Annotated in this window: 27 protein-coding genes; 10 read left to right on the top strand and 17 right to left on the bottom strand. The window is 59.9% G+C overall.

All coding sequences use genetic code 11. The annotated features are described in order from the left end of the window. The 5 genes from rpoN to GC177_02130 all read left to right on the top strand — a co-directional run. Positions 1-1,038 (top strand): RNA polymerase factor sigma-54 (rpoN, locus tag GC177_02150; protein MBI1274757.1); only part of this gene is annotated, 1,038 nt, incomplete at its 5' end. A gap of 179 nt (positions 1,039-1,217) precedes the next feature. Beyond that, positions 1,218-3,020 carry a single-stranded-DNA-specific exonuclease RecJ gene (recJ, locus tag GC177_02145; protein ID MBI1274756.1) on the top strand — a complete coding sequence of 601 codons (1,803 nt, stop codon included), beginning with the start codon at positions 1,218-1,220 and terminating at the stop codon, positions 3,018-3,020. 164 nt (positions 3,021-3,184) lie between these two features. Further along, positions 3,185-3,412, top strand: a complete 228-nt coding sequence (locus GC177_02140; GenBank protein ID MBI1274755.1) for a hypothetical protein — start codon at positions 3,185-3,187, stop codon at positions 3,410-3,412. 181 nt (positions 3,413-3,593) lie between these two features. Continuing rightward, positions 3,594-4,256 carry a hypothetical protein gene (locus tag GC177_02135; GenBank protein MBI1274754.1) on the top strand — a complete coding sequence of 221 codons (663 nt, stop codon included), beginning with the start codon at positions 3,594-3,596 and terminating at the stop codon, positions 4,254-4,256. Positions 4,257-4,269: 13 nt separating this feature from the next. Beyond that, positions 4,270-4,542 carry a hypothetical protein gene (locus tag GC177_02130; protein ID MBI1274753.1) on the top strand — a complete coding sequence of 91 codons (273 nt, stop codon included), beginning with the start codon at positions 4,270-4,272 and terminating at the stop codon, positions 4,540-4,542. A 22-nt stretch (positions 4,543-4,564) separates the two neighbouring features. Here the strand turns inward: GC177_02130 and GC177_02125 are convergent, their stop codons facing one another. The 4 genes from GC177_02125 to fsa form a co-directional block, all read right to left on the bottom strand. Continuing rightward, positions 4,565-4,813, bottom strand: coding sequence for a hypothetical protein (locus tag GC177_02125; protein MBI1274752.1), 249 nt, complete (start codon positions 4,811-4,813; stop codon positions 4,565-4,567). 96 nt (positions 4,814-4,909) lie between these two features. Further along, a complete protein-coding gene (locus tag GC177_02120; GenBank protein MBI1274751.1) occupies positions 4,910-5,527 on the bottom strand; it encodes a hypothetical protein in 618 nt (205 codons plus the stop codon). Beyond that, positions 5,528-6,217 (bottom strand): DUF484 family protein, encoded by a 690-nt coding sequence (locus GC177_02115; protein ID MBI1274750.1) that lies wholly within the window; start codon positions 6,215-6,217, stop codon positions 5,528-5,530. Positions 6,218-6,229: 12 nt separating this feature from the next. Next, entirely contained in the window at positions 6,230-6,883 is a 654-nt protein-coding gene (gene fsa, locus GC177_02110) for a fructose-6-phosphate aldolase (protein ID MBI1274749.1), read from the bottom strand. A gap of 80 nt (positions 6,884-6,963) precedes the next feature. Here fsa and priA point away from each other — a divergent pair, with 80 nt between their 5' ends. Both priA and GC177_02100 read left to right on the top strand, forming a co-directional pair. Beyond that, a complete protein-coding gene (gene priA / locus GC177_02105; GenBank protein MBI1274748.1) occupies positions 6,964-8,946 on the top strand; it encodes a primosomal protein N' in 1,983 nt (660 codons plus the stop codon). Positions 8,947-9,012: 66 nt separating this feature from the next. Further along, the gene (locus tag GC177_02100; GenBank protein ID MBI1274747.1) at positions 9,013-9,240 is read left to right on the top strand and encodes a hypothetical protein; all 228 of its coding nucleotides are present in this window, start codon (positions 9,013-9,015) and stop codon (positions 9,238-9,240) included. Positions 9,241-9,406: 166 nt separating this feature from the next. Here the strand turns inward: GC177_02100 and GC177_02095 are convergent, their stop codons facing one another. The 9 genes from GC177_02095 to cpaB all read right to left on the bottom strand — a co-directional run bounded on the left by GC177_02095 (position 9,407) and on the right by cpaB (position 19,591). Next, positions 9,407-10,102: a hypothetical protein gene (locus GC177_02095; protein ID MBI1274746.1), complete on the bottom strand. Its 696-nt coding sequence runs from the start codon at positions 10,100-10,102 to the stop codon at positions 9,407-9,409. 44 nt (positions 10,103-10,146) lie between these two features. After that, complete coding sequence (locus GC177_02090; GenBank protein MBI1274745.1) at positions 10,147-11,469, bottom strand: MFS transporter; 1,323 nt, start codon at positions 11,467-11,469, stop codon at positions 10,147-10,149. A 70-nt stretch (positions 11,470-11,539) separates the two neighbouring features. Next, positions 11,540-12,523: a type II secretion system F family protein gene (locus GC177_02085; protein ID MBI1274744.1), complete on the bottom strand. Its 984-nt coding sequence runs from the start codon at positions 12,521-12,523 to the stop codon at positions 11,540-11,542. Between the two features lie 9 nt (positions 12,524-12,532). Then, entirely contained in the window at positions 12,533-13,504 is a 972-nt protein-coding gene (locus tag GC177_02080; protein ID MBI1274743.1) for a hypothetical protein, read from the bottom strand. Between the two features lie 12 nt (positions 13,505-13,516). After that, the gene (locus GC177_02075; protein MBI1274742.1) at positions 13,517-14,833 is read right to left on the bottom strand and encodes an ATP-binding cassette domain-containing protein; all 1,317 of its coding nucleotides are present in this window, start codon (positions 14,831-14,833) and stop codon (positions 13,517-13,519) included. A gap of 351 nt (positions 14,834-15,184) precedes the next feature. Further along, positions 15,185-16,399: an AAA family ATPase gene (locus GC177_02070; GenBank protein ID MBI1274741.1), complete on the bottom strand. Its 1,215-nt coding sequence runs from the start codon at positions 16,397-16,399 to the stop codon at positions 15,185-15,187. 24 nt (positions 16,400-16,423) lie between these two features. Beyond that, on the bottom strand, positions 16,424-17,011 hold the full coding sequence (locus GC177_02065; protein MBI1274740.1) for a hypothetical protein: 588 nt from the start codon (positions 17,009-17,011) through the stop codon (positions 16,424-16,426). 1 nt (position 17,012) lies between these two features. Next, the gene (locus GC177_02060; protein ID MBI1274739.1) at positions 17,013-18,371 is read right to left on the bottom strand and encodes a hypothetical protein; all 1,359 of its coding nucleotides are present in this window, start codon (positions 18,369-18,371) and stop codon (positions 17,013-17,015) included. Further along, positions 18,368-19,591, bottom strand: coding sequence for a Flp pilus assembly protein CpaB (gene cpaB / locus GC177_02055; protein MBI1274738.1), 1,224 nt, complete (start codon positions 19,589-19,591; stop codon positions 18,368-18,370). The genes GC177_02060 and cpaB overlap by 4 nt, the downstream gene beginning before the upstream one ends. Positions 19,592-19,700: 109 nt before the next feature. Here cpaB and GC177_02050 point away from each other — a divergent pair, with 109 nt between their 5' ends. The 3 genes from GC177_02050 to GC177_02040 are packed head-to-tail and all read left to right on the top strand — an operon-like array spanning position 19,701 to position 22,285. Continuing rightward, positions 19,701-20,804, top strand: coding sequence for a prepilin-type N-terminal cleavage/methylation domain-containing protein (locus GC177_02050; GenBank protein ID MBI1274737.1), 1,104 nt, complete (start codon positions 19,701-19,703; stop codon positions 20,802-20,804). Positions 20,805-20,809: 5 nt separating this feature from the next. After that, positions 20,810-21,847 (top strand): hypothetical protein, encoded by a 1,038-nt coding sequence (locus GC177_02045; protein ID MBI1274736.1) that lies wholly within the window; start codon positions 20,810-20,812, stop codon positions 21,845-21,847. A 36-nt stretch (positions 21,848-21,883) separates the two neighbouring features. Beyond that, positions 21,884-22,285, top strand: a complete 402-nt coding sequence (locus tag GC177_02040) for a hypothetical protein (protein ID MBI1274735.1) — start codon at positions 21,884-21,886, stop codon at positions 22,283-22,285. A gap of 2 nt (positions 22,286-22,287) precedes the next feature. Here the strand turns inward: GC177_02040 and GC177_02035 are convergent, their stop codons facing one another. The 4 genes from GC177_02035 to GC177_02020 all read right to left on the bottom strand — a co-directional run bounded on the left by GC177_02035 (position 22,288) and on the right by GC177_02020 (position 26,201). Next, complete coding sequence (locus tag GC177_02035; GenBank protein ID MBI1274734.1) at positions 22,288-23,613, bottom strand: aminotransferase class I/II-fold pyridoxal phosphate-dependent enzyme; 1,326 nt, start codon at positions 23,611-23,613, stop codon at positions 22,288-22,290. A 111-nt stretch (positions 23,614-23,724) separates the two neighbouring features. Next, the gene (locus tag GC177_02030; protein ID MBI1274733.1) at positions 23,725-24,261 is read right to left on the bottom strand and encodes a hypothetical protein; all 537 of its coding nucleotides are present in this window, start codon (positions 24,259-24,261) and stop codon (positions 23,725-23,727) included. Next, positions 24,246-24,938 carry a hypothetical protein gene (locus GC177_02025; protein MBI1274732.1) on the bottom strand — a complete coding sequence of 231 codons (693 nt, stop codon included), beginning with the start codon at positions 24,936-24,938 and terminating at the stop codon, positions 24,246-24,248. The genes GC177_02030 and GC177_02025 overlap by 16 nt, the downstream gene beginning before the upstream one ends. A 147-nt stretch (positions 24,939-25,085) precedes the next feature. Next, positions 25,086-26,201: an AI-2E family transporter gene (locus GC177_02020; GenBank protein ID MBI1274731.1), complete on the bottom strand. Its 1,116-nt coding sequence runs from the start codon at positions 26,199-26,201 to the stop codon at positions 25,086-25,088. Positions 26,202-26,208: the final 7 nt, after the last annotated feature.

Here is a 26,208-nt window from a genome sequence, read left to right as displayed (position 1 = left end):
CTTGCGAAGCGGGTGCGAGGGTGGCACGTCGTCGTGTCGCTGACGGCGCTGGTGGCGAGCATCAACGGCCCGCTGGAGCAGGTGGCGACCACGCTCGGCTGTGAGGAAGATGACGTGGAGGAAGTGCTGGAAGCGCTTCAGGAGCTGGACCCGGCGGGCGTTTGCGCGCGTAACCTGGCGGAGTGTCTGGCGCTGCAGTTGAAGGATAAGGGCGAGTTCACCCCGGCCTTCGGCGTGATGCTGGAAAAGCTGGAGCTGATTGCGCGCGGTGAGATTGAGCAGGTGGCGAAGGCCTGCGGCGTCAGCAAGGAAAAGCTCGGCGAGATGCTGAAGACCATCCGCACGCTCGACCCCAAGCCGGGGTTGCAGTATGGCGATTCGCAGACCTCCATCCTGCCGCCGGATGTGATCATCCGCGCAAATAAATCCGGCGGGTGGGACGTGACGCTGAACCATGATACGCTGCCGAAGGTGCTCATCAACCAGCGCTATGTTTCGCGCATTGAGGGGTCCGCGCGGGCGGCGGAGGCCAAGAAATTCCTGAACGAAAAACTGAACCATGCCAACTGGCTTATCAAGGCCATCGACAGCCGGGCCAACACATTGCTTGCGGTGGCGACCGAGATTGTTTCCAAGCAGAGCATGTTCTTCAAATACGGCGTGCGGCACCTCAAGCCGCTGACGCTGCGGCAGGTGGCGGAAGTGACCGGCGTGCATGAAAGCACAGTGAGCCGCGTGACGACGGGCAAGACCCTCTCCTCCCCCCGTGGGACGTATGACCTGAAGTATTTCTTCACCTCGCACGTGGAGCAGGACGGCGATGCGCTGAGTTCCGAAGCGGTGAAGGCGCATATCCAAAAGCTGATTGCCAATGAGCCGGCCGACAAGCCACTTTCCGACGACAGCATCACCGAAGCGTTAGAAGCCATGGGCATCGACATCGCCCGCCGCACGGTGATGAAATACCGTGAGGCGATGGGCATCGGTTCCTCGGTTGAACGGCGGCGTCAGCGTAAGATTACGGCCGGGTTGGGTTGACGCGGGACGCTGTCCCGCACCCTGCCAGGGGACTAGTCCCCTGTACCCCATTTTCTTTAAGGATACCCCCCTTTGCGGGGTATCCTTAAAGAAATATATGGATCCAAGGGTCTGGACCCTTGGTGGGGGTGTGGGGGCAACGCCCCCGCGTCACCAACCGGGAGATAGTCATGCAGCGGATGATCTACGACGAGCGGGCGTTTCTGGGTGTTAGCCGGTCATTGTACGGGCGGCAGTGGATGTTGCGCGGGGTGGATGAACGGCTGGCGCTGGCGATGTCGCAGCGGCTGGGCGTGCCGGAGATGGTGGGGCGGATTTTATCCGCGCGCGGGGTTGGGCTGGAGCAGGCGGAAGGGTTTTTGTCGCCGCGCCTGAAGGAGCAGATGCCGGACCCGTTTGTGCTGGCGGATATGGAAAAAGCAGCGAAGCGCGTGGCGGATGCGGTGCAGGCGGGCGAGAAGGTTGCGATTTTCGGGGATTATGATGTGGACGGGGCGACGTCGTCGGCATTGCTGCGGCGATTGCTGCGCGGGGTGGGTGTGGAACCCATTGTGTATATCCCCGACAGGATTGCGGAAGGCTATGGGCCGACGATCGGGGCGATGGATAAGCTCGCCGCGCAGGGCGTGAAGCTGGTGATCACCGTGGATTGCGGGGCGGTGAGTTTTGAGCCGCTGGCCCATGCGAAGCAGTTGGGCATGGATGTGGTGGTGGTGGATCACCATATGGGTGAGCCGCGTCTGCCGGAGGCGGTGGCGGTGGTGAACCCCAACCGCGCGGATGCATTGATGGAAGATGGCGCACCGGTGCTGGGGTATCTGGCGGCGGTGGGCGTGAGTTTCATGCTCGCCGTGGCGGTGGTGCGGGAACTCCGTGCGCGCGGGTTTTTTGCAGACAGGCATGTGCCGGACTTGATGCAGCTGCTGGACCTGGTGGCGCTCGGCACGGTGTGCGACGTGGTGCCGCTGAAGGGCCTGAACCGCGCATTGGTATCACAAGGGTTGAAGGTGCTGGCGCAGCGGCAGAATATCGGGCTGCGGGCGCTGGGCGATGTGGGGCGCGTGCAGGAGGTGATGACGGCTTATCACTTGGGTTTTGTGCTGGGGCCGCGCATCAATGCGGGCGGGCGCGTGGGGAAAAGCAGCCTCGGCGCGGATATCCTTTGCTGCGAGGATGTGGGCGAAGCGATGGTGCTGGCCGCGGAGCTGGACGGCTATAACCGCGAGCGCATGGCCATTGAGGCGATGGTGCTGGAACAGGCGCTTGATCAGGTGGCGAAACGACAAAGCCAGATGCCGGTGATTTTCGCGCATGCCGAGGGCTGGCACCCGGGGGTAATCGGCATTGTCGCGGGGCGCATCAAGGAGCGGTATTACCGGCCTACCGCCGTCATCGCATTTGAGAACGGCATCGGCAAGGCATCGGCGCGGTCGGTGACGGGGGTGGATTTCGGCGCGGCGATTCATGCAGCGAAAGCGATGGGGCTGGTGGAAGCAGGCGGCGGGCATGCGATGGCGGGCGGCTTCACCGTGAAGGCGGAGAAGCTGGACGACCTGCATGCATTTTTGTGCGAGCGCATGGGCGCAGCGGTGGATGCGCTGGGCGATGTGCCGCCGCTTTATATCGATGCGGCAATCGCCGCCAACGGCATTCAGGAAAGCCTGGTACATACGCTTGCCAAGGCCGCGCCCTTCGGCACCAGCAACCCGGAACCGACCATCGTCATTCCGCATGCGCGTGTGCTGGTGGCAGACACGCTGAAAAACGGCGAGCATGCCCGCCTCATCGTCACCGACCACCAGACCAACCACAAAGCCCGCCTGAAGGCGATGGCCTTCCGCATCAAGGATACGGAGCTGGAGCGCATCCTCCCCACCCTGCCCGGCAAAACCGTGCACCTGGCCGGCAAGCTGCGGCTCAACCACTGGCAGGGCACCACCTCGGCCGAGATGCTGGTGGATGATATTGCGCTGGTTGGGTGATGGTATGCGGGACGCTGTCCCGCGCCCTGCCAGGGGCCCAGGCCCCTGTACCCCTTTTTCTTTAAGGATACCCCCCTTTGTGGGGTATCCTTAAAGAAATACGGATCCAAGGGTCTAGACCCTTGGTGGGGGTGTGGGGGCAACGCCCCCGCATAGGAGCAACCATGCAGCACAGTATCATCGGCAGCATCGAGGACGTGGAGGCAGAGCTGACGGCGGGGGCGCGGGAGGTGCGGACGGCGCCGGGGCTGTTGCGTGTGCTGGGGGCGATGTATGTGTGGGAGATGGTGCGGGCGGCGCGTGAGGCGGGCGTGAAGGTGGTGGTGGATGCGGGCGGCTATGCGGGTGATGCGATGGCGGCGCGGCGGGTGGGGTTTACGGAAATTATTTAGCAAACCCCTCTTCGCGGGTTCAACCCTTGATGGTATTTTCTGCTCATGCATCATCTAACAAAGGTTAGATGATGCATTTTTGGGCCTGCTCTTTGAGCAGGTTTACGCGCCAATTAGGCGCGGCGCTCAGTCGCGCTGCTTGCAGCCTGACTGGCGTCAAGCTGCAACAAAGGGGTGGAAAATGGAAACTCAAACGCCAAGTGGGGGGCATACGCCCGTATTTTTGAAAGCCGTGAAGCATTACGGCGAGCATGGGCGCAACAAAAAACTGCCGAAGGATGTGGAGGCCGCGCTGGAGGGCGACCACCCGACTACACATTACATCTGGCACACGGCAGGCGATACGCATGTGCGCCCGGAACATGCGGCCAATGACGGCAAGATTTTCGCCTGGAGCAAACCGCCGAAGACGGGGCACCCTGGAGAGGCCGCGGGGTGCAGGTGTTGGGCGGAGGATTATTATCGTAGTGTTAAGGATATAGATGACCCGCCAATTGAAGCTGTATATCCAGAATTAATTTTGGCTCCTATATTAAAAGTGGGATCACAAGCAATACGCTTAGCCATACAGTTAATTAAAGGCACCTCAAGGTCACCCGCCCCTTCACAACCTGGCTCTTTAACCAATCATGGTGTGATTCGGATTTCACAGCGAAATATATCTTCGCAAGAAATTGAAGATGCGATTAGATCTGCTAAAGAAACTGGAAATTTTCTTGCTAAAACAGGCAAATATGGAACTAAACAAATACATTACCGCGGACAAAACGGAGTAACCGTAATTATGGAAATGGAAGGAAGAAACGCAGGTAAAGTAATTACGCTCTGGCGCCACAAGCAATAAGGGAACTCTAAACATGAGCAATATATTATCGCATATTAACTCACTACTTATTGATGAGGACATTGAAGGCCTCATCGAAGCTGGTGCGCCCCTTGATGAATATGAGGATGAAGCCACAAGCATTGCTAACGCTGTAAGTCAGCTGTCTAAAGAGGAGATGAATATGGATTCAGTCCTTGCAGTTGTAACTATGGTGTGGATGCAAAGTTTTGATTTGTCGCAGCAAGGTGTGAGTCGTCGGGTAGATGCTTTACGGCGAATTGCTGAAGCCATTGTGAAAGGCTGAATGTTCACCGGCAATAGTAGCGTCAGTGGGTGTTCCAGATATATGCCAGCACGGTGATGGTGACGGCGAGAAACAGGGTGGCGTAGCAGGAAAATGTCACGATCAGGTTGCTGAACCAATCATCACCGATGCCTTTGCGGAGCGAGAGTATGGCGTCACGGTGGCGGTAGCGCCAGGCAAGCTCCCACCAGCCGATATACATGATGCTCCATAACCAGCCGCATGCCAGCCAGTGCCAGTAGATGCGCCAGGGTGTTGACGTTATCTGCATAGCCAGCAACGGCAGGCTGTAGGTTATCAGAAATGTGAAAAGCAGGCGGCAGTAAAAGCAAGTACAGGGAGTCGATCAGCAATGACCGCTATCCTGCTATACTTTGCCGTGCACTCTTTTTGAGCGCTTATCTGTAAGGCGGGTTCTGGAGATAATCAGTGGAACCGCAATCAGGATGATGAGTATGCCGATATGCATGTGCGCACTGAAAAGCATTGTGACGTATACCACCAGCGGCATAACTATCAGGAGCAGGATTGCTACAGCTATCATTACATTGCCTGTTTTCCTACCTTGTATAGCGATTTGCTGCTGTTTGATTTTTCTTCTGTGCCATATGCGCCATATCGCCTCCCACAGGCCGACATAGACGGCGGCGAATACCCAACCGAACAACGGATAGAAAATATAGTTACGTCCTCCGCCGACTGGCTTGGGGCATGTTATGTTTTCAGAGAATGGCTCCTGACATTCACGAAATTCGCGGTATGAATTTTGTACCCATGTGAAATTCATCAAGGTCAGAGATGGATAAGTTATCGCAACGGCAAGCAGAAGGCAGGTGATCCTGCGTTTGCCGGTTGCGCTGGGCGTTGTTGTGAAGGCCAGCAGCGGCGCTACGCCGTAAGCCAGATAGAACCAGATATTGAAGGGGATATTGATGGATGACCATTTGCTTATTCCCACCAGAAAACCGATGATGGAATCGAGCATTTACTTCCGCGGCCAGACGGCGTTGAGGCGGTGTTCGACTACGCGGGCGAGGAAGCGCCAGAGGGCGGTGCCGTGGAAGCCGGCGAGGTAGCTGGCGTCGCGGGCGCCTAAGCCCAGCATGGCGGGGCGGCCGATGGCGGGGACGTCGAGCTTCATGAGGACGAAGCCGTCCACTAATCCTGTGGCGGGGCCGAAAAGGGTGTTGTCGGGCGGGGGGAGCTGCTCGGCGCGGGCGAGGCCTTCGCCGAGCCAGCTGGCCACGGTGCCGGAGGGCACGGGCTTGATGGGGCTTTCGATGGCAGGGAGTTCCTTGGCGATGTCGGCTTCCACGGCCAGCACGACGGCATCGACGAGGGAGCTGGAGGGCATTTCGGAAAGGGCGTCGAGCATCTCTTCCAGCGTTTCGGCGATCATCAGTTGCACGGCGAGCTGGTGGACCTGCTCCAGCTGCGCAAGGTAGTCGCGGCTGAGGACGACGAGTTCGGCCAGGGCCTCGTGGCTTTCTTCCAGTTCATCGCGCAACCTTGTGAGCGCGAAGCGCTGCAGGTCGGCCACGTTGCCGTTCTGGGAGGTCATGCCTTCGAGCAATTGCGTCATCAGTTTGGGGCGGGCGGCGAGAAAGGTCGGGTTCGCCCGCAGGTAGGTTTCCACCGCTTCTTCGATTGGCTGATCTGACGATTGCTTTGGCACGGAACCTCTTAACTATAAAACTTTGATATTGGCGGCCTTGATGTCTTTGACGAAACCTTCCAGCCCCTTGTCGGTGAGCGGGTGGTTGAAAAGCTGGCGCAGCACGGATGGCGGCAGGGTGGCGACATGCGCGCCCATCTTGGCGGATTCCAGCACATGCACCGGGTTGCGGACGGAGGCGACGAGCACCTCGGTATCGAAATCGTAATTCTCGTAGATCTGGACGATGTCGGCGATGAGCTCCAGCCCGTCCTGGCCGATGTCATCCAGACGGCCGACGAAGGGGGAGATGAAGGTAGCGCCCGCTTTGGCGGCCAGCAACGCCTGCACGGCGGAGAAGCAAAGCGTGACGTTGATCATAATGCCTTCATCGGAAAGGGCTTTGCATGCCTTGAGGCCGTCCGGCGTGAGGGGGACTTTTACCGTGACGTTCTTGGCGATTTTGGCGAGGTGTTTACCTTCCTTGATCATGGTGTCGGCATCCAGCGCGATGACTTCGGCGCTGACGGGGCCGTCGACGATGGCGCAGATCTCGGCGATGACTTCCTTGAAATCGCGGCCGGACTTGGCGATGAGGGAGGGGTTGGTCGTGACGCCGTCGAGCAGGCCGCTGGCGGCCAGGTCTTTGATTTCCTTCACATCGGCGGTATCGACAAAGAATTTCATGCGTGTATTCCCAAAGCAGCTTATTAAATGATGCATCTATTCCTTAACGGTTCCCGAACCCTGTGACAACACCCGTAACCATGAGCGCTAAAATTGCCGTCGCGGGGCCAGCGGTGGATGGCGTGTTTGACTATAGTATTCCACCGGATACGGAGATTACCGAAGGCAGCGTGGCGCTGGTGCCATTCAGGCGGCAGAAGCTGGCGGGCATCGTAATGGGGTTTGGCGAGGCGGATATCGCACCAGAGAAGGTGAAGCCGCTGCTGGGGGTGTTCCCCTGCCCGCCGGTGAGTCTGGCGATGCGGCGATTCCTGGCGTTCATGGCGGCCTATACGATGCAGCCGCTGGGAAGCGTGGTGAAGCTGGCGCTGACACCGGGTGAGGCATTGGAACTGCCGAAGCGGGCGAGCAAGAATCTGTTACCTCAGCAACAGGGCGGGATGGTGGCGCGGCCGGAGCTTTCGGCGGATCAACGGGAAGCGGTTGGTGAATTGGAGAAGGCGGTGGCGACGGGGAAATTCGGCGTGCATCTGCTGGACGGGGTGACCGGATCGGGCAAGACGGAAGTGTATTTCCGCGCGATTGAGACGGCGATGGCGGCAGGGAAGCAGGTGCTGGTGCTGCTGCCGGAGATCGGGCTTTCCACGCAGTGGATGGCGCGGTGGGAAATGCGGTTTGGGTTTGCGCCGGTGGTGTGGCATTCCGACGTGGGCATGGCGGTGAAGAAGCAGGCATGGCGCGGCGTGGCCAGCGGCGAGGTGAAGCTGGTGGTTGGGGCGCGGTCGGCGATGTTTCTGCCATTCAAGCGGCTTGGGCTGGTGGTGGTGGATGAGGAGCATGACGGGAGCTTCAAGCAGGAAGAGGGTGTGATTTATCATGCGCGGGACATGGCGATTGCGCGGGCGAAAGAGGAAGGCTGCCCGATTGTGCTGGCGTCGGCCACGCCATCGCTGGAGACGTTGAGCCATGCGGAAAGCGGCAAGTATCAGCTGCTGCCCTTGCCGGAGCGGCATGGCGGGGCGACGTTGCCGGATGTGATGCTGATCGATAACCGCAAGACGCCTGCGCCGAGGGGGGATTGGCTGTCGCCGCCTTTACGGGAAGCGATTACGCAGCGGCTGGCAAAGGGCGAGCAGAGCCTGTTGTTTTTGAACCGGCGGGGTTACGCGCCGCTGGTGCTGTGCCGGGGCTGCGGGCACCGGCTGGAATGCCCGCATTGCAGCGCGTGGCTGGTGATGCATGCGGGGAAATACCCGCATATCCAGTGCCACCATTGCGGGCACAAGGCACCGGTGCCAAAGACGTGCCCGGAGTGCCAGGCGGAGGATAAGTTCGCCGCCTGCGGACCGGGGGTGGAGCGGCTGGAGGAGGAAGTGGCGCGACTGTGGCCGATGGCACGCATGGCGGCGATGACGAGCGACCATATCGAGCATCCGGAACAGGCGGCGAAGCTGATTGGTGAGCTGGAGGAAGGCAAGGTGGATATCCTCATCGGCACGCAGATGGCGGCGAAGGGTTTTCACTTCCCCAACCTCACGCTGGTGGGCGTGGTGGATGGCGACATGAGCCTGAGCGGGGCGGACCCACGGGCGGCGGAGCGGTCGTTCCAGCTGATGCATCAGGTGGGCGGGCGTGCGGGGCGAGAGGCGAAGAAGGGGCTGGTGATGATTCAGACGCATCAGCCGGAGCATCCGCTGTTTCAGGCGTTGAAGGCGCATGACCGGGATGGGTTTTATCAACAGGAAGCGGCGATGCGGAAGGACGCGGGCATTCCGCCTTATGGGAGGCTGGCGGCGGTGATCATTGCCGGGCCGGATGAGGCGAAGCTGGTGAAGCTGACGCGGGAGATGGCGGCGAAGGCGCGGTTTGCGGCCCCGGTGCGGCTGCTTGGGCCCGCCCCTGCTCCCATTTACCGGCTGCGGGGGCAATATAGGATGCGGTTTCTGCTTCAGGGACCGGCGAATGCGAAATTGCAGCCGGCGCTGGCGCAGTGGCTGCACGGGTGCGCGGTGCCTTCCAGTGTGCAGGTGAAGGTGGATATCGACCCCATCGCCTTCATGTAAGCGTTTATGTGAGCCTTTTTATGATTTTTGGTTTATGCTGCGCTTCCAGATGGTTGGAGCGGCCTTATGCGTGTGCGTCTCATCTATCTTCTGCCGGCGTTGGTACTGGCTGCGTGCAGCAGGCCGCCGGGGCATTATACCTATCATCCCGACCAGGCCGTTCCGGCGGATGTAAAGCATGTGACGCCGTATGATTATCAAAACCCGGATGAGGCGACGCATAACCGGCTGGCGGGGTGTGCGTTCCCTACCTTTATGCCGCCGACTTATGTGTGGTGTAAGAGTGGGACATGATGGCGTAGCGGCGCGATGTTTATTCAAGAGACCCCCTCACCCCACCCCTCTCCCGCAAGGGGAGAGGGAGTTCAGTAGATGCTTGTGTGAGTTTAGAGAGAAAACGGCTGATTAAGCCCCCTCTCCCCTTGCGGGAGAGGGGTGGGGTGAGGGGGTCTCTTACTAATTACTCGTAGGTCGCACCCGGAGTGAGCTCATCGGTATTCATGATGTGCAGGCGGTCTTTCAGGAAATAGCGCATGTAGTTCCACTCGCCGGGGCTCATTTTGTCTTTTTCGGCGAGGAATTTCTGCATGAACTCGTAGGCGGCTTCGCGCTTGCCCTGTTTCTCTAAAATGAAAGCGGGGAGCTGGCGGGCCCAGAGGGGCATGTTGGGCGCGCCGGAATTGGCGACCTCGTAGCTGATTTTCAGGGCGAGGTCGTCGTCCTTCAGTTTTTCCTTGGCCATGTAGGCGGCCTGGGAGAGCCACCACCATTTAGTTTTCGGGTCTCTGCGGCCTTGTTCCAGCAGGTAGTCCATCATGTAGCGCACTTTCTCCGGATCGTTCAAAAAGCCATAGAGATAGGCGGCGAGCGACGGCGCGACGTTGGAGCGCATGTCGAACTTATCCAGCAGGTGCAGCCAGGCATAGACATTGGCGTAATTATAACGGTTCAGCGCGGTGGCGCGGCCGAAGGTGTCGCCGCTATTTTCCAGCGTGAGCGCAAGCGAGCGGAAATGAAACTGGCTGTCGCCGAGCGATTCGATTTGCGCGGTGCGTTCGCTGGGCGGCGGCTCCACGATGGTGAGGCGGGGCTTGTAGGGCTCCAGCATGTTGTGGAGGCTGAACTGGATGGCCAGCAGCGCAAATGCGAGCGCCACGATCCAGCGCCTTGTGTGAAACCCACTCTCCCCGCAGCAGCTTTTCATCCCTTGCTCCCTTTTTTGCGTTTGCGCTTCTTTTCACTGCCGTCAGACTCGCCCCGGGGATCCATTTCAAATGCCAGCATGCCGGTGGGGACGGCTGGCATGAAAGGATCGCTGGTGGCGATGGGCACCGGCCTGCTGATGATGATGCGCCACAGGCAGAGCAACATCAAAGCCGCCATGGCCAGACCACTGAGCAGAAAAAGCATCTGCGGGCCCCACCATTGCATCATCTGCCCGGCTACCAATGGACCGGCAATGGCGCCGAAGCCGTAAAGCGCCAGCAGCCCAGCGGCGGCCTTGACGAAATGCTGCGGTGGAAGAAAATCATTCACATGCGCTACCAGTAGCGAATAGAGCGGATGGAAGCCCATGCCGAATACCACGCCGAGCAGCAGCAGCAGACCGTGCCAGCTTAAAGGCTCCGACACCAGGGCCAACAGAAATAACCCGGTTGAGCCCAGACACACGAGGCCCGCCGCAAGGGCGATGACGTAACGGCGGCTGATGCGATCCGACAGCCATCCAAGCGGCATTTGCATGGCCAGGCCGCCCATGTAACTGAAGCTGACGAACAGGGAGGATTGCTCCGCCGTGAAGCCCAGCTTCATGGCATAGACCACGGCCATGCCCCAGAAAGCACCGCTCATGGCGCCGGTGAGAATCATGCCCACGGTGCCGAGCGGGGATGCGGCGTACATATCCTGAATGCCGAAGCGCTCCAGCGGCCCCTGATGGCTCGGGGCGGAGGCCACACTGAGCAGCAAGGGAGGAAGCGACAGGCACATGAAAATGGCGGCAGCGGCGAAGAGCGCGAAACCCGAGGGCTCGGACAGGCCTATCATCCATTGCCCACCGATGACGCCTGCGTAATTCACCATCATGTAAACGGAGAGGATGCGCCCGCGGCTCTGTTTGTCCGACATGGCATTGAGCCAGCTTTCAATCACCATGAAGACATGCGCCATGCAAAGGCCGTAAGCAAAACGAAGCAGCATCCACAGGAGCGGCTGCGACGACAGCGACAGACCCAGCATGGTGACGGCGGCCACCGACGCCACGGAGGCGAAGACCCGCGTATGCCCTACCCTGCCGATGAGCGCCGCGCCGACGGTGGTGCCGGTCATGAAACCAACGAAATAGGCCGACATCATGATGCCGATGGTGCCGGTGCCGTAGGCCTCCAGCGTGGCGCGCGCGGGCACGAGGACGCTTTGCAGCCCGTGCCCAAGGCACAGGACAAAGAAGGCGCCCAGCAGCGCGGAAATCGGCACGAGTTTTTTCATGGGGGGGATTATAGAGGATTGCCACGGTCGTGCCATGGCATCGTGAAGGGGGTGGCTGGATTGCCACGCCACGCCTGCGGCGCGGCTCGCAATGACGGAGCGGCGCTTATTTGCCGACCCCGCCCCAGCTGTGCATGAGCATGATGATAGCCGGGCCCATCAGCACCATCACCAGCGCGGGCATCATGAACACCATGAGCGGAATGGTCATGAGCGCGGGCAGACGGTTGGCCTTGTTCTCCGCCACCAGCATGCGGGTGTTGCGGAAATCCTCCGACAATACGCGGAGCGTGTCGGTGAGGCTGGTGCCGAATTTCTCGGATTGCAGAAGCGCGCTGACGAGGGCGCGGAAAGCGACCATGTCGGTGCGTTCGGCGAGGTTGTGCAGCGCCTTGGGGCGGTCGTTCAGCAGGGTGAGCTCGATGCGCGTTTTGTTAAGCTCTTTGGTGATTTCGGGGTGGGCGCTGTCGAGCTCCTTGGTCACGCGTGAGAGGGCGGCATCGAGCGCGAGGCCGGCTTCCACGCAGACCAGGATCAGATCCAGCGCATCAGGGAAGGAGCGTTGGAGGATGTACTGGCGCTTCTCCTTGCGGTTTTTCAGGTAGCCGTCGGCACCCTTCCAGCCGATGAGCACGATGATGCCCGCAATCAGGAAGGTGATCATTCTCATGGCACCCGCCTTGGGGCCGCTGGAAAGCAACAGCAGCGCCACCAGCACGCCGATGGCGAGGCCGAATTTCTTGAAAAAGACATAATTGATGAGGCCGCCGATGGTCATGCTCAGGCCGGCCTGGTCGAACTTGGTGCGAATCTCTTTCTCAAAATTTTTGTAATCCACCCCAACAAGGCCGAGAAATTTCTCGAGTGTGTAGGAAAGATTGCTGCGGCTTTCAAACTGGTCGTATTCTTCGTAGCCGCTTTCCTCCTGCATGTATTCGCCCTCACCGCCCGTGCGGGCTTTGGCGGGCTGACCGGCGATGCGGCTCATGCGGACTTTCTTGGTCTGCTCGTTTTTGCGGCCAAAGATGGACACCAGGATCAACACCACCCCTAATGTCAAAAGCGCCGGTAATAAAATGCTGCTGAACATGGTGGTTCCCTAAATGTCGATTTTGGCCATTTTCTTCACCACGGCAAAGGCGCTGCCGATCATGATCAGCGCCAGGCCGAGGATGAATTTGCCGACCTGATTCTCAAACAGCGGCTTGAGGTAATTGGGGCTGACAAGGTGCAGCACGCCGATGACGCAAAGCGGCAAAGCGCCGAGAATATAGGCGGTCATACGGGCTTCCGACGTCAGCGCTTTAATTTTAAGGCGCATCTGTTTGCGTTTGCGGAGAATATTGGAAAGGTTCGAGAGCACCTCGCCCAGGTTACCGCCGGTTTCCTGCTGCACGTTGATGACCACGACGAAAAAGCGCACGTCGGGCACGTTCACACGCTCGGCCATGCGGTTGAGGGCGTCGGAGACGGTGCGGCCGTAGGCGACTTCGTCCAGCACCTGTTTGAACTCGGTGGAGACAGGCGGCTCCATGTTTTCGGCAATCATGTGCATGGCCGCGCTGAAGGGGTGACCGGCGCGGACGCTGCGCACCACCATGTCCACGGCATCGGGGAACTGGTTGAGGAAGGTCTCTTCTCGCTTTTCGATGCGGTTGCGGAGGAAGGCCTTGCCCGCCATCCAGGCGCCGACGGCGGAAAGAATGACACCGATGATGCCCAGCCCCATGAAGCCGGTGAAAGCCTTGATGAGCAGGAACATGATGACCACGCCGATGAGATACATCAGCGGGTTGATGTTCATGCCCGTTTTGCGCAGCATCTGCACAATCTCGCCCATACCGGGGATTTTGTGCATGATGGCGTCGAGCCGTTCGTTGTCGGAGAAGTTATCGCTGCGAAGCGCGGCGGAGGTATCAATTCCGGCAAGGCCGACATTCTCCTCGCTAATTTTTGCGAGCGCGGCCTTGGTGCGCTCGCGCTTGCTGCCGCCGAATACCTGAGGAAACAGCGCCATCGCGGCCAGCACAATGCCGAGCGTACAGGCCAATGCCAACAGGGTCGCGGTCATGCTTGGATTTCCTTAGTACGCACGTTCATATGCCTTCGCCGCCCTGAGGCATTCATCCAGGTCGCGCGCGCGGTTGAAATAGGCCGCCTGCTCGTAAAACCTTGGCTTGATGCCGGTGTAGAAAAACTCGCCCTGCAGCACGCCGTCGGGGCCCATCGGGCCGGGCTTGTAGCCGAACAGCAGCTGCGTGGTGATGGTGGTGCCTTCCATGCCGACCACTTCCTCAATATGGGTGATGCGGCGGCGGCCGTCGCGCATGCGCGAGAGCTGGCAGATGACGTGAATGGCGCTGGAGATCTGCGCACGCATGGCGTTGAGCGGAAGCTGAATACCGGAAAGCGCAATCAGGTTTTCCAGACGCGAAAGGCAATCGCGCGGGTTGTTGGCGTGGATGGTGGCCATGGAACCTTCGTGGCCCGTGTTCATGGCGGCGAGCACATCGATCACCTCGTCGCCGCGAATCTCCCCGAGGATGATGCGGTCGGGGCGCATGCGCAGCGCGTTTTTCACCAGCAGGCGCTGGGTGACCTCACCTACCCCTTCGGAGTTGGGCGGGCGGGTTTCCAGACGCAGCACGTGAGGCTGGTGCAGTTGCAATTCGGCGGCATCTTCAATGGTGATGACGCGCTCGGTGACATCGATATTGCCGGAAAGGGCGTTGAGCAGCGTGGTTTTACCCGAACCCGTACCGCCGGAGACGAGGATGTTGAGGCGGATGTTGCCGCATATCTCCAGGAATTTGACCATCTCGGCCGTCATGGAGCCATATTGCAGGTAGCCGGAGAGCGGCATTTTGTTCTTTTTGAATTTACGAATCGATACCAGGCTGCCGTCGATGGAAAGCGGCGGGATGATGGCGTTGAAGCGCGAACCGTCCGGCATGCGCGCATCCACCATCGGGCTGGATTCATCCACGCGGCGCCCGACGAGGGAGACGATTTTCTGGATGGTGTTGAGCAGGTGCTTTTCGCCGACGAAGGTCAGGTCGGTGCTGAAGAGCTTGCCCTTTTTCTCGATGTAGATGCGCTGGGCGGTGTTGACCATGATATCGGACACATCGACATCGCGGATCAGCGGTTCCAGCGGGCCGAAGCCAAGAATCTCGTCGAGGATCTGGCTTTTGAGGAGCTCGTGCTGCTCGGCGTTCAGCGGAGTGGGAAGCTGCGGCAGAAGCGCGGTGGCGGTGGCGCGGATCTTATCGCGTTTATGCTCGGCGGGGAGGCGTTCGACGGCTTTGAAGTCCAACTTTTCGAGCATCATCTCGACCAGCTGCCATTTGGCGTCCTTGTAATCGCGGGTTTCCAGGCGGGGGTTGGTGTATTGCGCCATGGGGGCATCGGCCGCGGCCTGCGGGCTTGGCTGCTGCACGCCATGGACCGTGGTGCTGGTTTGCGGCTGGGCAGGCACGGAGGGCGCAGAGGCGGATGGTGGCGCAGGAGACACCGGTGCGGCAGCGGATGGTGCGCCATTGGGTTGCGGGACGGCAGGCGTTGTTGGCGCGGCAGCCGTTGCCAAGGCCTGGGGAGGAACAGGGGGAGCGGGCGGCTGCGGCGCAGCGGGTGCGGCAGCTAAGGGAGCGGCAGGCTCCGGTGTGTCTGAATTACCAAAAATGCGTTTGCCAAAGGACATGGATCATACCGGTTAAGACGCATGACCACAGGCATGTTCTGGGGCCATCCGTCAGGTTTTGCTGAATAAGCCCCCCAACGATAGGCCGGACCTGGTTGCATTTTGGTTAAGTAAATTGCTTTCCGTAACAGAGCCGCGCGCCTGTTTGCCGGCGAGCAGATCGGCAAAATCTTTGAACTGCTGGCCGATTGGGGTTTGTCCCACCTGCAGAACTGTTTTTCCTTCATTTTCGGCGGCCACAATTGTTTTGATGTCGTTGCCGAGGAAGAAGTTGATCTTGCGGCGGCAGACATTCTCATAGTCACGCGCGGTGACGGCTTCCTTGAATTTTGCGCCGCTGCGGTTGATGACGGAGACGATCTTGTCGTCCCCGATGCCGACATCCTGCCAGACGCCGAGCAGGCGGGCCGTATGCGTGACGGAGCGCAGCCATAGCTGGGCGACCAGCACCGATTTGGTGGAACAGGTCAAAGCCGCGGCAAGCCAGTTGGACCAGATGTGCGGCAGGTCGATCAGGACATAATCGTAACGCTGGCTCAACGTGGTGATGAGCTGGCGGATGACCTCGGGCGGGACATCCGGCCAGAGACGAAGATCGTTGGGCGCGGCCATGATGTCGAGGATGCCGTCATATTTCACCATCATGCGGTCGATCAGGGTATCGTCGATGGTGCGGTCCACGTGCTCGAACAATTCCTTGATGCCGAAATTGGTCGTGAGGTCCAGGTTGCGGGCGATCATGCCGAACTGGAAGTCCATGTCGATGATGGCGGTGGTGTAGCCGCCGAATTTGGCCAGCGCATAGGCCGTGTTCAGGGCGACCGTGCTGGCGCCGTCGCCGGAAGCCGCGCTCATGAAGGTGATGACCTTGGCTTTGGAAACGCCCCCCGCCCCCTGGGACACATAGGCCTCGCGCACGGCGGTGGCATCGGCGGGGAGAACGAAATATTCCAGCACGCCGCGCTGAATGAGGGCACGGTAGAAGCGGATGTCGTTGGTGGTGCCGAGGACGACGACCTTGGTTTCAACCGTGCAGAATTCCGCGAGCTGGTCGATCTCGGCCAATATATCAAGCGAACGGGGGCCTACCTCCAGCATAAGGTAGCGCGGCGAGCGGCCGCTTGCCGAAAGCGCCTGCGCTGCGGCAGCGGGGCTGCCGATCATCACCTCGGCCTGGTTGTATCCCAGCGAGCGAGCAACCTGATGGGCAAGCTCACCATGCTGCTCGGCAGTCACGATGGCTAGAAATGGAATGGGCGTGGTCATGCCAGCCTTCTCAAACAAGTGGGATTAGGGCGCGATGAGCGTGCCAAATGTTTCAGCCTGCTCTTCGCTTTTCTTTTCGTATTTTTGCAGCGATTGAGCCGCCTTATGACCACTGGGGTAATCCGACAGCGCAGGCGCCACGATCTGATTCTTATCGGAAATCATCTGTAATTGGTTAACCGCGACCGAACATCCGAAGGTGGGATGCGGAAGGTTATAGGGATTGATGGGGTTGTCAATGTAGCGGTTGTCGCAATCACGCGCGAGAACGCGCTCATAGACCAGGGCGATGCGGCCGGAGGCCTCGCCTTTTTGCACCACAACCGGCACGTTGAACTGATCAAGGATGCCTTGCGCGCGGGCGCAGGTGTCTTCAGCCGGGTCGCAATAAAGCTCGGCATGGCTTGGCTGGTCGTCGCCCAGCCACTGAGTCAGCTGGTCCAGCACGCCGGGGGCAGAAAGGTCAAGATTGACCATCTCGGAGGAGCGGTCAAGCAGGGCTTCGGGGCCGGTGCGGTTGCGGAAGGCAGCCGAGGGGATGTCCTCGCAGGCAACCAGAGCCGCCAGCGCAGCGGTGGCCAGGAATGCAGATGTCAGGCGGCGCATCATCATATTAATCCACCATGAAGCCAACCGGGCCTTCAACCCGTGGGGTTTGCGAAATGCGCATCGCATCGCCATGCAGCGAGCCGAGCGCGCCATAGAAGAAGGATTCCATGATTGAGGCCGGGCGGAAGTCATCCGTCGGCAGGCGAATATCGCCGCTGGCCGTGGGGTCCACCAGGTAAGGCGTCACGGCGATGACCAGCTCGCGCTCGGTCTTGTCCGTGCGGGTGTTGCGGAAGAGAGCACCCAGCACCGGCACTTCGCTGACGCCGGGAATTTCGTTCACCTTTGTTTCAATCTGGTCCTGAATGAGACCGGCGATCATAAAGCTTTCGCCCGGGGCCATTTCGATGGTGGTTTTCACGCGGCGGGAGACGAGGCCCGGCGTGCCGTCTTCCAGCGCCACGGCGCGGTCGATGGAGGAGACTTCCGGCTGCACGATGAGGCGCAGGCGATTGGCGGTCAACACATAAGGCGTGAACTGTACACCGATACCATATTCGCGGAACTGCACGCTGACGGCGCCGTTACCCTGAAGCACGCGGATCGGGAATTCACCGCCCGCCAGGAATTCGGCACGTTCGCCGGACATGGAAACGAGGTTGGGTTCGGCCAGGATTTTCAGCAGGCCTTCGTTTTCCAGTGCATCCAGCACACCGGTAAGGCTGGCTTCACCCGAGTTGAAACCCACCTGAAGCGTGCTGTTGCCGGAAGCAACGGCCGTGCCATCCAGAATGAAGCCAAAACTGCCAACGTTTTTCACGGCATCCAGATTGATGCCTACCGCCTTGGCCGCGGTGCGCTGTAATTCACCCACACGCACACGGAGCATTACCTGCTGGCCGCTGCGAACCTGGAGCAGGTTGATGACCTTGGTCTGATCCTGATCACCCACACGATCATTGGACATGAACTCTTCCACCACACGCACGACCTTGGAGGAGGTCTCCGCGTCGGAAACGGCACCGGTGATGGCGATGTTGTTGTTTACCAGCTCGATGCCGACATTCTCATTGGGGAAAAGCCCCTTCACCACGCGACGGATTTCAGCCACATCGTAGGTCACGTTCACGGCGGATTCAATCAGCAGGTTGCCCTTGCCGTCGAACACGCGAAGGTCGGTTTTGCCGAGCTCCTTGCCAATCACGGAAATACGGCGAGACCCGTGCACGGCGACGTCCGCCACGTTGGGGTCGGCCACGGCAACCTCTTCCACATCCTCCGGCAGCACCAGCAACTCGGAACGGTGCATCGGCACCGTCATTTCCGGCTTCATGGCGCTTTGCGCCATGGCAAGGCCCGGCACAGAAAGAGCCGCCGCCAGGACCCACGCAAGAAACCGCTGCTTCATCATCCGTTGCTTCATGGCGTCGGGACCTCTTTTTCCTCAATGGCCACCCCGCGGTAAATGATTACCGTGGAACCTTTGCTTTCAGGCGCATCCTTGCGACCACCCTCCCCGCCGGACGGCTGGCTGGTCGGGGTGGTTGGCCTCGCCACCGTCGGGGACGGGGCGGAAACCGCGCTCATTAATTCCGAAGCGCCCTGCACCGCGCTGGCCACACCGCCCGTTTTCAGACGCTGCTCGATATCCTTGGCCATGGTGGGGTTGCTTTGACGCCCCCAGATCTCCGTGACCTCCTTGCCGGCAGCGGCGAAGGGATTGATGATGGCGGTGGGGTATTGAACCTCAGATTGATAGAGAACCGGGAAATAAGAAGGCGGAACGGTGCGGGAGAGATCGGCCTGGGTGGTTGGGCGCGGCAGCTCCTTGTCGTCCTCTTCCTTCTCGAACGGGCGAAGCGCCATGACCAGCTTGCCGCGCTGCTCACCCAGCTTGATCTTTTGCGCCTGGGCGCGGGTCACTTCCAACGTCAGGGTGGACGGCACCTTGATGCCCTGGGTCGTATCCACGGCGGCGGCATGATCGATGGCAATCACCTTTACATTGGGAACCAGCACCTCGACGATCTGCTCGGTCAACTTGGCGCCGGTGGGATTATCGGGATCAACCGGGCCGAGCACCACGGGCTGATTGATCAGCATGTCCACATGGTCGCCCGGGAAGACGAAACCGGCAACGCCAGACAGCGCATCCACGGAGACGGTGATGGCGCGCTTGCCTTCCGGCAGGGCAGCAGCGAGGAAGCTCGGATCATTCGGGTTGGCAAGCTTGGTACGAATCAGCGGCTCGCGGGACTGGAAGGGCGCACGGGCCACCAGACCGGTAATGTCATTATCCTTTTTGCCATCGCTCACCACAAAACCGGGCAACACCAGATGACTCGGCCAGGGCTGCTTGTCCAGCATCTCGGCCTTGATTTTGGAACCCACGGGAATGGCCTGACGGGCCACCACCACATCCACGGTCGGCACCTCCTGAACCTGGACCACAGGTTTTTCAACCACCACCACTTTTTCCTTCTGCTGTTCGGCACCGCCGAAAAAGCTCCGGAAAAACAGAAACGCACCAATGGCAATTACTATTAGGAGTACTGGCGCTAAAACACGCATATTAACCCGCACCTGTGTATACACTAGATATAGTATACAAATTACGGAATAACCACAATAACTAAATTGCATGCCCCATTACGGCATGTTTAGGAAGTTTTAACCGGCTACTATATATAGATAGCCGATTTTGCCCATTCTTCATGCTTCATTAAGCTGTTGAACCCTATAGTGGTCTACCATGTTTTGTCCGGACAAGCGCTTTATGAAACGTCCGCGTGATGTTTGCCCCCGCCCGGCTTTCCGCCTGAAGCCCGCGATGCATTGCCAAAAAGGGGTGAGCCTGGTGGAAATGGCCATTGTAATCGTGATCATCGCGGCGATGGCCGGTATGGCGCTCAGCATGGGCAGCAGCCAGAACAGCCAGGCCAAGCTTAAACAGAGCTATGATAAAATGGCGATGGTGGAAGAGGCATTTGCACTGTTTGTGCGCATGAACGGCCGCCTGCCCTGCCCTGCCGACCCACGCCAGCCGCGCCTTAACGCAGGCGGAGCAGCCAACCCTAACCTGGGGCTGGAGGATTGCACGGCCAATACCCAAATCACCGTTGCGGGTGTGCCGGGGGCATTCGCCGGGGCGGTGCCAACGCAGACGCTCAATCTTTCACCCGAATTGATGATCGACGGATGGGACCGTCGATTTACCTATGTGGTGGAGGAACGCTTTATCGACCGCATCAATTTTGCGGCGAATTTTGAGGGCAATACGCTTTATGCCGCCGATTATCTGGAGGTGGATGACGGCATTACCATGGCGACCGGTGCGGGGGCGCGTTCCCGCAATGCCGTGATGGTGCTTATCAGCCACGGTGAAAATGGCGAGGGCGCGTGGAATAAGGAAGGCACGGCGCGCATTGCCACCACCACGGCCAACGCGGCGCAGCTGCTGAACGCACGCAACCGCTGGAGCGGCGGCGCGGGCGCGGCTGCAGACAAGCGCTTTGCCCAGACCATGAGATCCGGCGTGTATGACGATATTGTGCATTACATGAAAAAAGGGGAACTGGTGCGGCAGGCGGGCGGGGTGATTCAGAACGAGGTATGCGGGATTGCCAAACGCGTGCTGATGCCACCGCGCAACCGGCGCGATCTGGATACGACGGCAGGGGAAGAAGCGGCGATTGAAGGGCCCATGGGCTGTGAATTGAATGCCGGCATGTGGGATGCGGGTTATGTGGACCCGCCCACGGGAGCGGCTTATGAAACGGCGCCGCGCAACATGGCCTGCATGACGCGGCAGCTTGACCTTGCCAAACAGATTGCCGAACGATGCCTTTATTATTGATGCCCATGATGAACACGCACCCACATACACCGTCTGACATACGCGGCTTCTCGCTGATCGAGACGGCGATGGTGCTGCTGGTGATGGGGCTGGTGGCCTCCGCCCTGCTCAGCCTGGGCACCAAGGCCGGGGAAACGGCCAAGTTGGAAATGACGAACAGCCGGATGGATGCCATCGAAAAAGCGATGGGAGCGTTTTTTCATGAGCAGGGGCGGCTGCCCTGCCCGGCCCAGGGCTGGGGCAGGCTGGGGAGTGCACAATACGGCGTGGAAGCGACCGGGGCGAATTGCACGGCGCTGCGCATTACAGTGGGTACGGTGAATTTTTATGTTGGGAATGTGCCGATTATTACGCTCGGCCTATCCGATGAAGCGTTGCTGGATGGATGGAATCGGCGGGTCACCTATGTGGTGGATGAGCGCTTCATCACAAGTGCTAGTCAGCTTACAGCATCGCCTGTGGCACCTGGCATTCAACCCGCCAATGACGGAAGGCTGGTGGTGAATGGCGATGGCGGTGTGACGCTGACCAATGGAACCAGCGCTACCGGCGGAGCGGTGCCACGCGGGGCGGCGTTTGTTCTGATCAGCCATGGTACTAACGGCGTTGGCGCATGGCCGCTTCAGAACGCCAGCGGCAATAGCGACAGGATTTATCTTCCCGCAGGTGAGCGGGTCGCTTTTCTGGCGGCCCGCCCGGAAGAAGTCGCCAATGCCGGGCTTAACCCGCACCCGGCGGCGAATGCTCCCTTGAGCTTCGGCCTTACCTATAACCAGCTCTCACGCGGCACCAATTTCGACGACGTGGTGCGTTATTACATGCGGGAGGATGTGATCAGGCTGGCGGGCGGCATTGTGGATTATGACGTGTGCCTGATGGCATCCCGCGCGACGAAGGATTATATCTCCCTGGTGAACCCGCCGCTCGGGCCGATCGGCTGCGTGGATGAGGATGCGGGCCAGAGCGCGATCGACCCGCTTTGCGCGGACACGCAGACCCAGATGGCGCTGGCGATCGCCAGGCTTTGCATGCTGCAGCCCTAGGCTGCGTTTTGTTTTGATCTGTGCTATGATGAATTTATGAAACGGCGCAACTATCTGTTGTTTCCCCTCACGCTGGTGCTGATGGCCTGCGACCCGGTGAGCGTGACCTACCGCGCGGCAACCTTCGCCTTTATGCAAAAGGCGGAAGAAGAGTTGGCGCAGGAAGAATATTTCCAGAAATACGAAGAAAAATGCCTGTGGCCGCGCTTCAATGCCGTGGCGCTGGCGCGCGAATCGGAAAGCCGGGGAGACCGGGTGCTGGCGGCGCATTATTACCAGATCGCCGTGTGGAAAGGTTACCTGCCTGCCCAGCAGGATGTGACGCGGCTGCGCGCAGCGCTGACGCCCGAGCAGCAGGCCGAGCTGGACAAGCAGCTGGGCCGACACACAAAAGACAATATCGATTATTGCTGGCGGGCGGTGGACAGCAAATATTAGCGCTAGGCCGCGAGCTGCTGGACGAAGCGTTCCATTTCCTTCACTGCCTGTTCAAGCAGGTTCGGATCTTTCGCCACCATGATGCGGATGTGATCCTCCCCGCCGCTGCCAAAGAAGGAACCGGGCATGACGGCTACTCCCGTCTCTTTAGCCAGCGCAATGGCGAAATTGTAATCCGCCGCGACATAGTCCGATTTGCCGCGCGTGCCGGTGCTTTCCACACAAGAACCGACGAGCGGCTCGATGGAGGCAAAGACATAGAAGGCGCCGTAGGGGTCGTTTTCCGCTGGCAATGCTACCTCAAACGGGTGGATGGTCTGCCCGTCCATGGTCACGGTGATATTGCGGAGGGCATTTGCCACCAGCGGAATGTTGTGCGCAAGGCTGTCGCGCATCTCCGTTAAGAATGGCTCGACCTCGCCACGGGAAAGATAGCTGTTCGAATCCCGAAATGCCGCCAGCGCAGCCACCTGGGCGAGCGTGTCCACATTGCCGATGTTAAGCGAGGAGAGCGCATTCACCTTGCTCATGATCGACTCAGGGCCGATGCCGTAGCCGAAGCGCCAGCCGGTCATGCGGTGGGATTTGGAGAGACCGTTGACCATCACGACCTGCTCCTGCAGTTCAGGCGCAACGCTGAGCAGGCTTTTGTAATCACTGCCGAATACGAGGCGCGCGTAGATATCGTCCGTCACCACCAGCATTTTGTGCTCGGGGTCCTCCTCCCAGATGACCTTGGCAATGTCCTTCCATTCCTGTTCGGAATAGACGGCACCGGTGGGGTTGGAGGGTGAGGAGAGGATGAGCATTTTCGGGAGCGTGCCGTAGTCCTCCTTACATTCCTGCAACTGGCAACGAAGCTTTGCGGCGCTGAGTTTGAAGTTGTCGGTGGCCGTACAGGGCATGTCGATCGGCGACGCATGGGCAGCCTTGGCAATATCGAAATAGGTAGCCCAGCTGGGGCTCGGGATCAGCACAAAGTCGCCGGGGTTGAGAACCGCCTGGGCGAGGTTGAAAAGAACGTTGACCGCGCCGGCGCCGGTGGTGACGTTGGCGGCGGTATAGGCCGGTTCTCCGCGGAAGCCGGAAATATGGCCGTTATAGGTGAGCAGCTCTTTGGTGAGATCGGCCGTTTGGGGATTGGTGTAGGTGGTGGGGTCAGACAGGGCGGCATGGGCCACGGCCTGGCGGATGTGATCCGGCGCGGGTTCGGTGAATTCACCGAGGGTCAGCGTATAGTCTTTTTTGCTGAAGGGCTTGACCGCGGCATTGAACCCACGGGTTTTGGAGCCACCCACGCTGGTCAGATGTTCTGCGATATCAACCATGGTTACTCCCCTAAAATTTGGGGAAAATCTACTCTTTCGGAATGGTTCCGCCAGTGAAAGTTTTGTGACGGAACCATGTTGCGGCGCAGCGAAAATGCGCTTGCGCGGCAATCACTTGCGGCGCGGTTTTGCCGTGGCGCGTGACTGGGGGCAGCCGTAATAAAAGCGCATGGTGCGCATCAAGGCCTCGGCACGGGGAAGCGCCTCCGCGCCCTGGGTTTTTTCCAGCCAGCGGACGACAAGCTGGCGCAGCATTTCCAGCGTGACACCCTGCCTAGGTGGGCAGATGTTGAAATTGCTCAGGCCCATCCAGCTCATCAGCTCCCACTGGCCGCCAAGATAGGCATGGCACTGGCTCAGGCTCGCGGGGCGGTCGTCGCTGCACATGTCGTAGAGAAGCGCGGCATTGATCTCCTTGTTGGAGGGATCCTCGGTGGCTTCTTCCTCGTCATCGGCGGGTTTGGATTTTGGCTTGGTTTCCTCCGGCAAAGCGACAGGCGCGGGTGCTTTTGCCGGGGTAGCCGCGGGCAGCATGTTCTCATCAAAGGCGGGAAGCTCCACCGCCGCCTTGTCCGTTTGCGCCCATGCCGGTGCAGAGAGCATGAACATGAGTAGTAACGCTACCCTGCGGATCAGGCATCGAGCCATAGACGCACCATGGATGGGGTGATGGTTCGCGGCGGCTTGGCCGACAGGCGGGATTCCAGCAGTTCCACGGCGGACTGCACGCCGGAAGGCGTGCGCTCGGCACAGGATAGCAGCGCCGCGGCGGCCTCCTGCGAGAGATGCCACTGCCGGTCGTGCAGCAGCTTGAGCAACAGTTGCGCCAGCTCGGAATCATCGGCGCTTTCCATGCTGGCGACCGGCAGCATGCGCAGGCGCGAGGCGAGATCCGGCAGGTTGATGCGCATGTGCGCGGGCGCCACCGTGCTGGTGATGAGCAGTGAGCCATCCACGGTGGAAAGCAGGTTGAGGAAATGGAAGAGCAATTGTTCCCAGGCGGGTTCGCTGTAGAGATCCGGCCAGGTTTCAAGCCCGTCCAGCACCCAGCGGCGATGACGCTGCAGCAGTTGCTGAAGGTCGCCCGTCAGCATGGAGGTATCGAGCCAGCGCGCGCCGCTGTGCGCCGCCCAGATATGGGCCAGGTGCGTTTTGCCCGTGCCCTTGGCGCCGGTGATGACCAGGCCGTAGGTGGGCCAGGCTTCCGGCCAGCCTTCCACCCAGGCATAGGCCTCGCGGTTGCCCTCGCTGACGATGAAATCGTCCGGCCGGTAACTCGCCACATGCGAAAATTCAAAGGCCATCTGCTTAGGGGTAAGACTCATAAACGCCACCATTTCTGTGCGGCGTCTGTTTGGATCTGAGCGCTCAAGGCGCTTGTAAATAGGTTCCAGCTATTCCCTGCGCGCCTTGAGCGCCCATCTCTCAAACGGACACTCGCACATAAATGGTGGCGTTTATGAGTCTTACCCCTAGCCACGGCGGCCTTCCCCAAGGTAAAGCTGGCTTTGCTTGTATTGCGCGATGGCAAAACGCACCAGCACGCCGATGACGGCGGCGGTCGGCACGGCGATCAGCACCCCGACGAGCCCGAGCAGCGCGCCGCCCGCGAGCATGCCGAACATCACCCATACCGGATGCAGGCCGACCTTCTCACCCACGATGCGTGGCGTCAGGAAATTGCCTTCCACCAGCTGGGCGGCGCCGAAAATGCAGGCCACCACGGCGACATATTGCCAGTTGTGTGCGTGGAACCAGGCCACCGCCATGCCGGTGAGCAGGCCGGTGGCCGTGCCGATATAGGGAATAAACGCCAGAAAGCCCGCCACCAGGCCGATGAGCAACGCATAAGGCAGCCCGGCGATGGTGAGCGCCAACGCGTAATAGACGCCGAGAATCAGGCATACGTTCATCTGCCCGCGGATGAAACCGGAAAGCACATAGTCGGACTCATGCATCAACCGCCGAACGGTATCGGCATGGCGGCGCGGCAGCAGCTCGTCCAGTTTGGCTTTCATCACATCCCAATCGCGCAGGAAGTAGAAGGCAACCAGCGGCGTGATGAGCAGCAGGGACAGGATGTTCAGAAAGGCCAGACCGGAATGCCAAAGGCCGCCGACCATCTCGGTCATCACTGCGGCGATTTTGGTGCCTTGGGAGGAAATGGCCGTGCCCAGCTGCTTGCTGACGCCGACATAGCCGGTGGCGCGGATCTTATCCATGGCCTGCTGCAAGGGCTCGTCCATCAGCTGACGGATTTTATCCACCATCTCGGGCAGGGCGGCGACAAAATTGCCAAGCTGCTCCACCAGCGGTGGAAGGATAAGCACCATGGCCAGCACAAAGAGGGTAAAGACACCGCCCAGCACCACCGCCGTAGCGCTTGAGCGCCTCCAGCGGCGTTTTTCCAGATGGTCTACCCAGGGGTCGAGCAAATAGGCCAGCAGCGTGCCCGCCACGAAGGGGAGCAGGATGGATTTCAACGCGCCGAGCAGCCAGATGACCGCCAGGGCAAGCCCGATCCAGAAGGCGGCAACGCCCCACCAGGGCAGGCGCGTCTTGGTTTGGCTGGAAGATTTTGCGGGCATGCGTGGC

This window comes from bacterium (assembly GCA_016124905.1).
In the GTDB taxonomy this organism is placed as follows: domain Bacteria; phylum Pseudomonadota; class Alphaproteobacteria; order Rickettsiales; family RI-342; genus RI-342.
The sequence above is the reverse complement of the archived record's forward strand: the minus strand, read 5'-3'. Positions and strand labels throughout refer to the sequence as shown.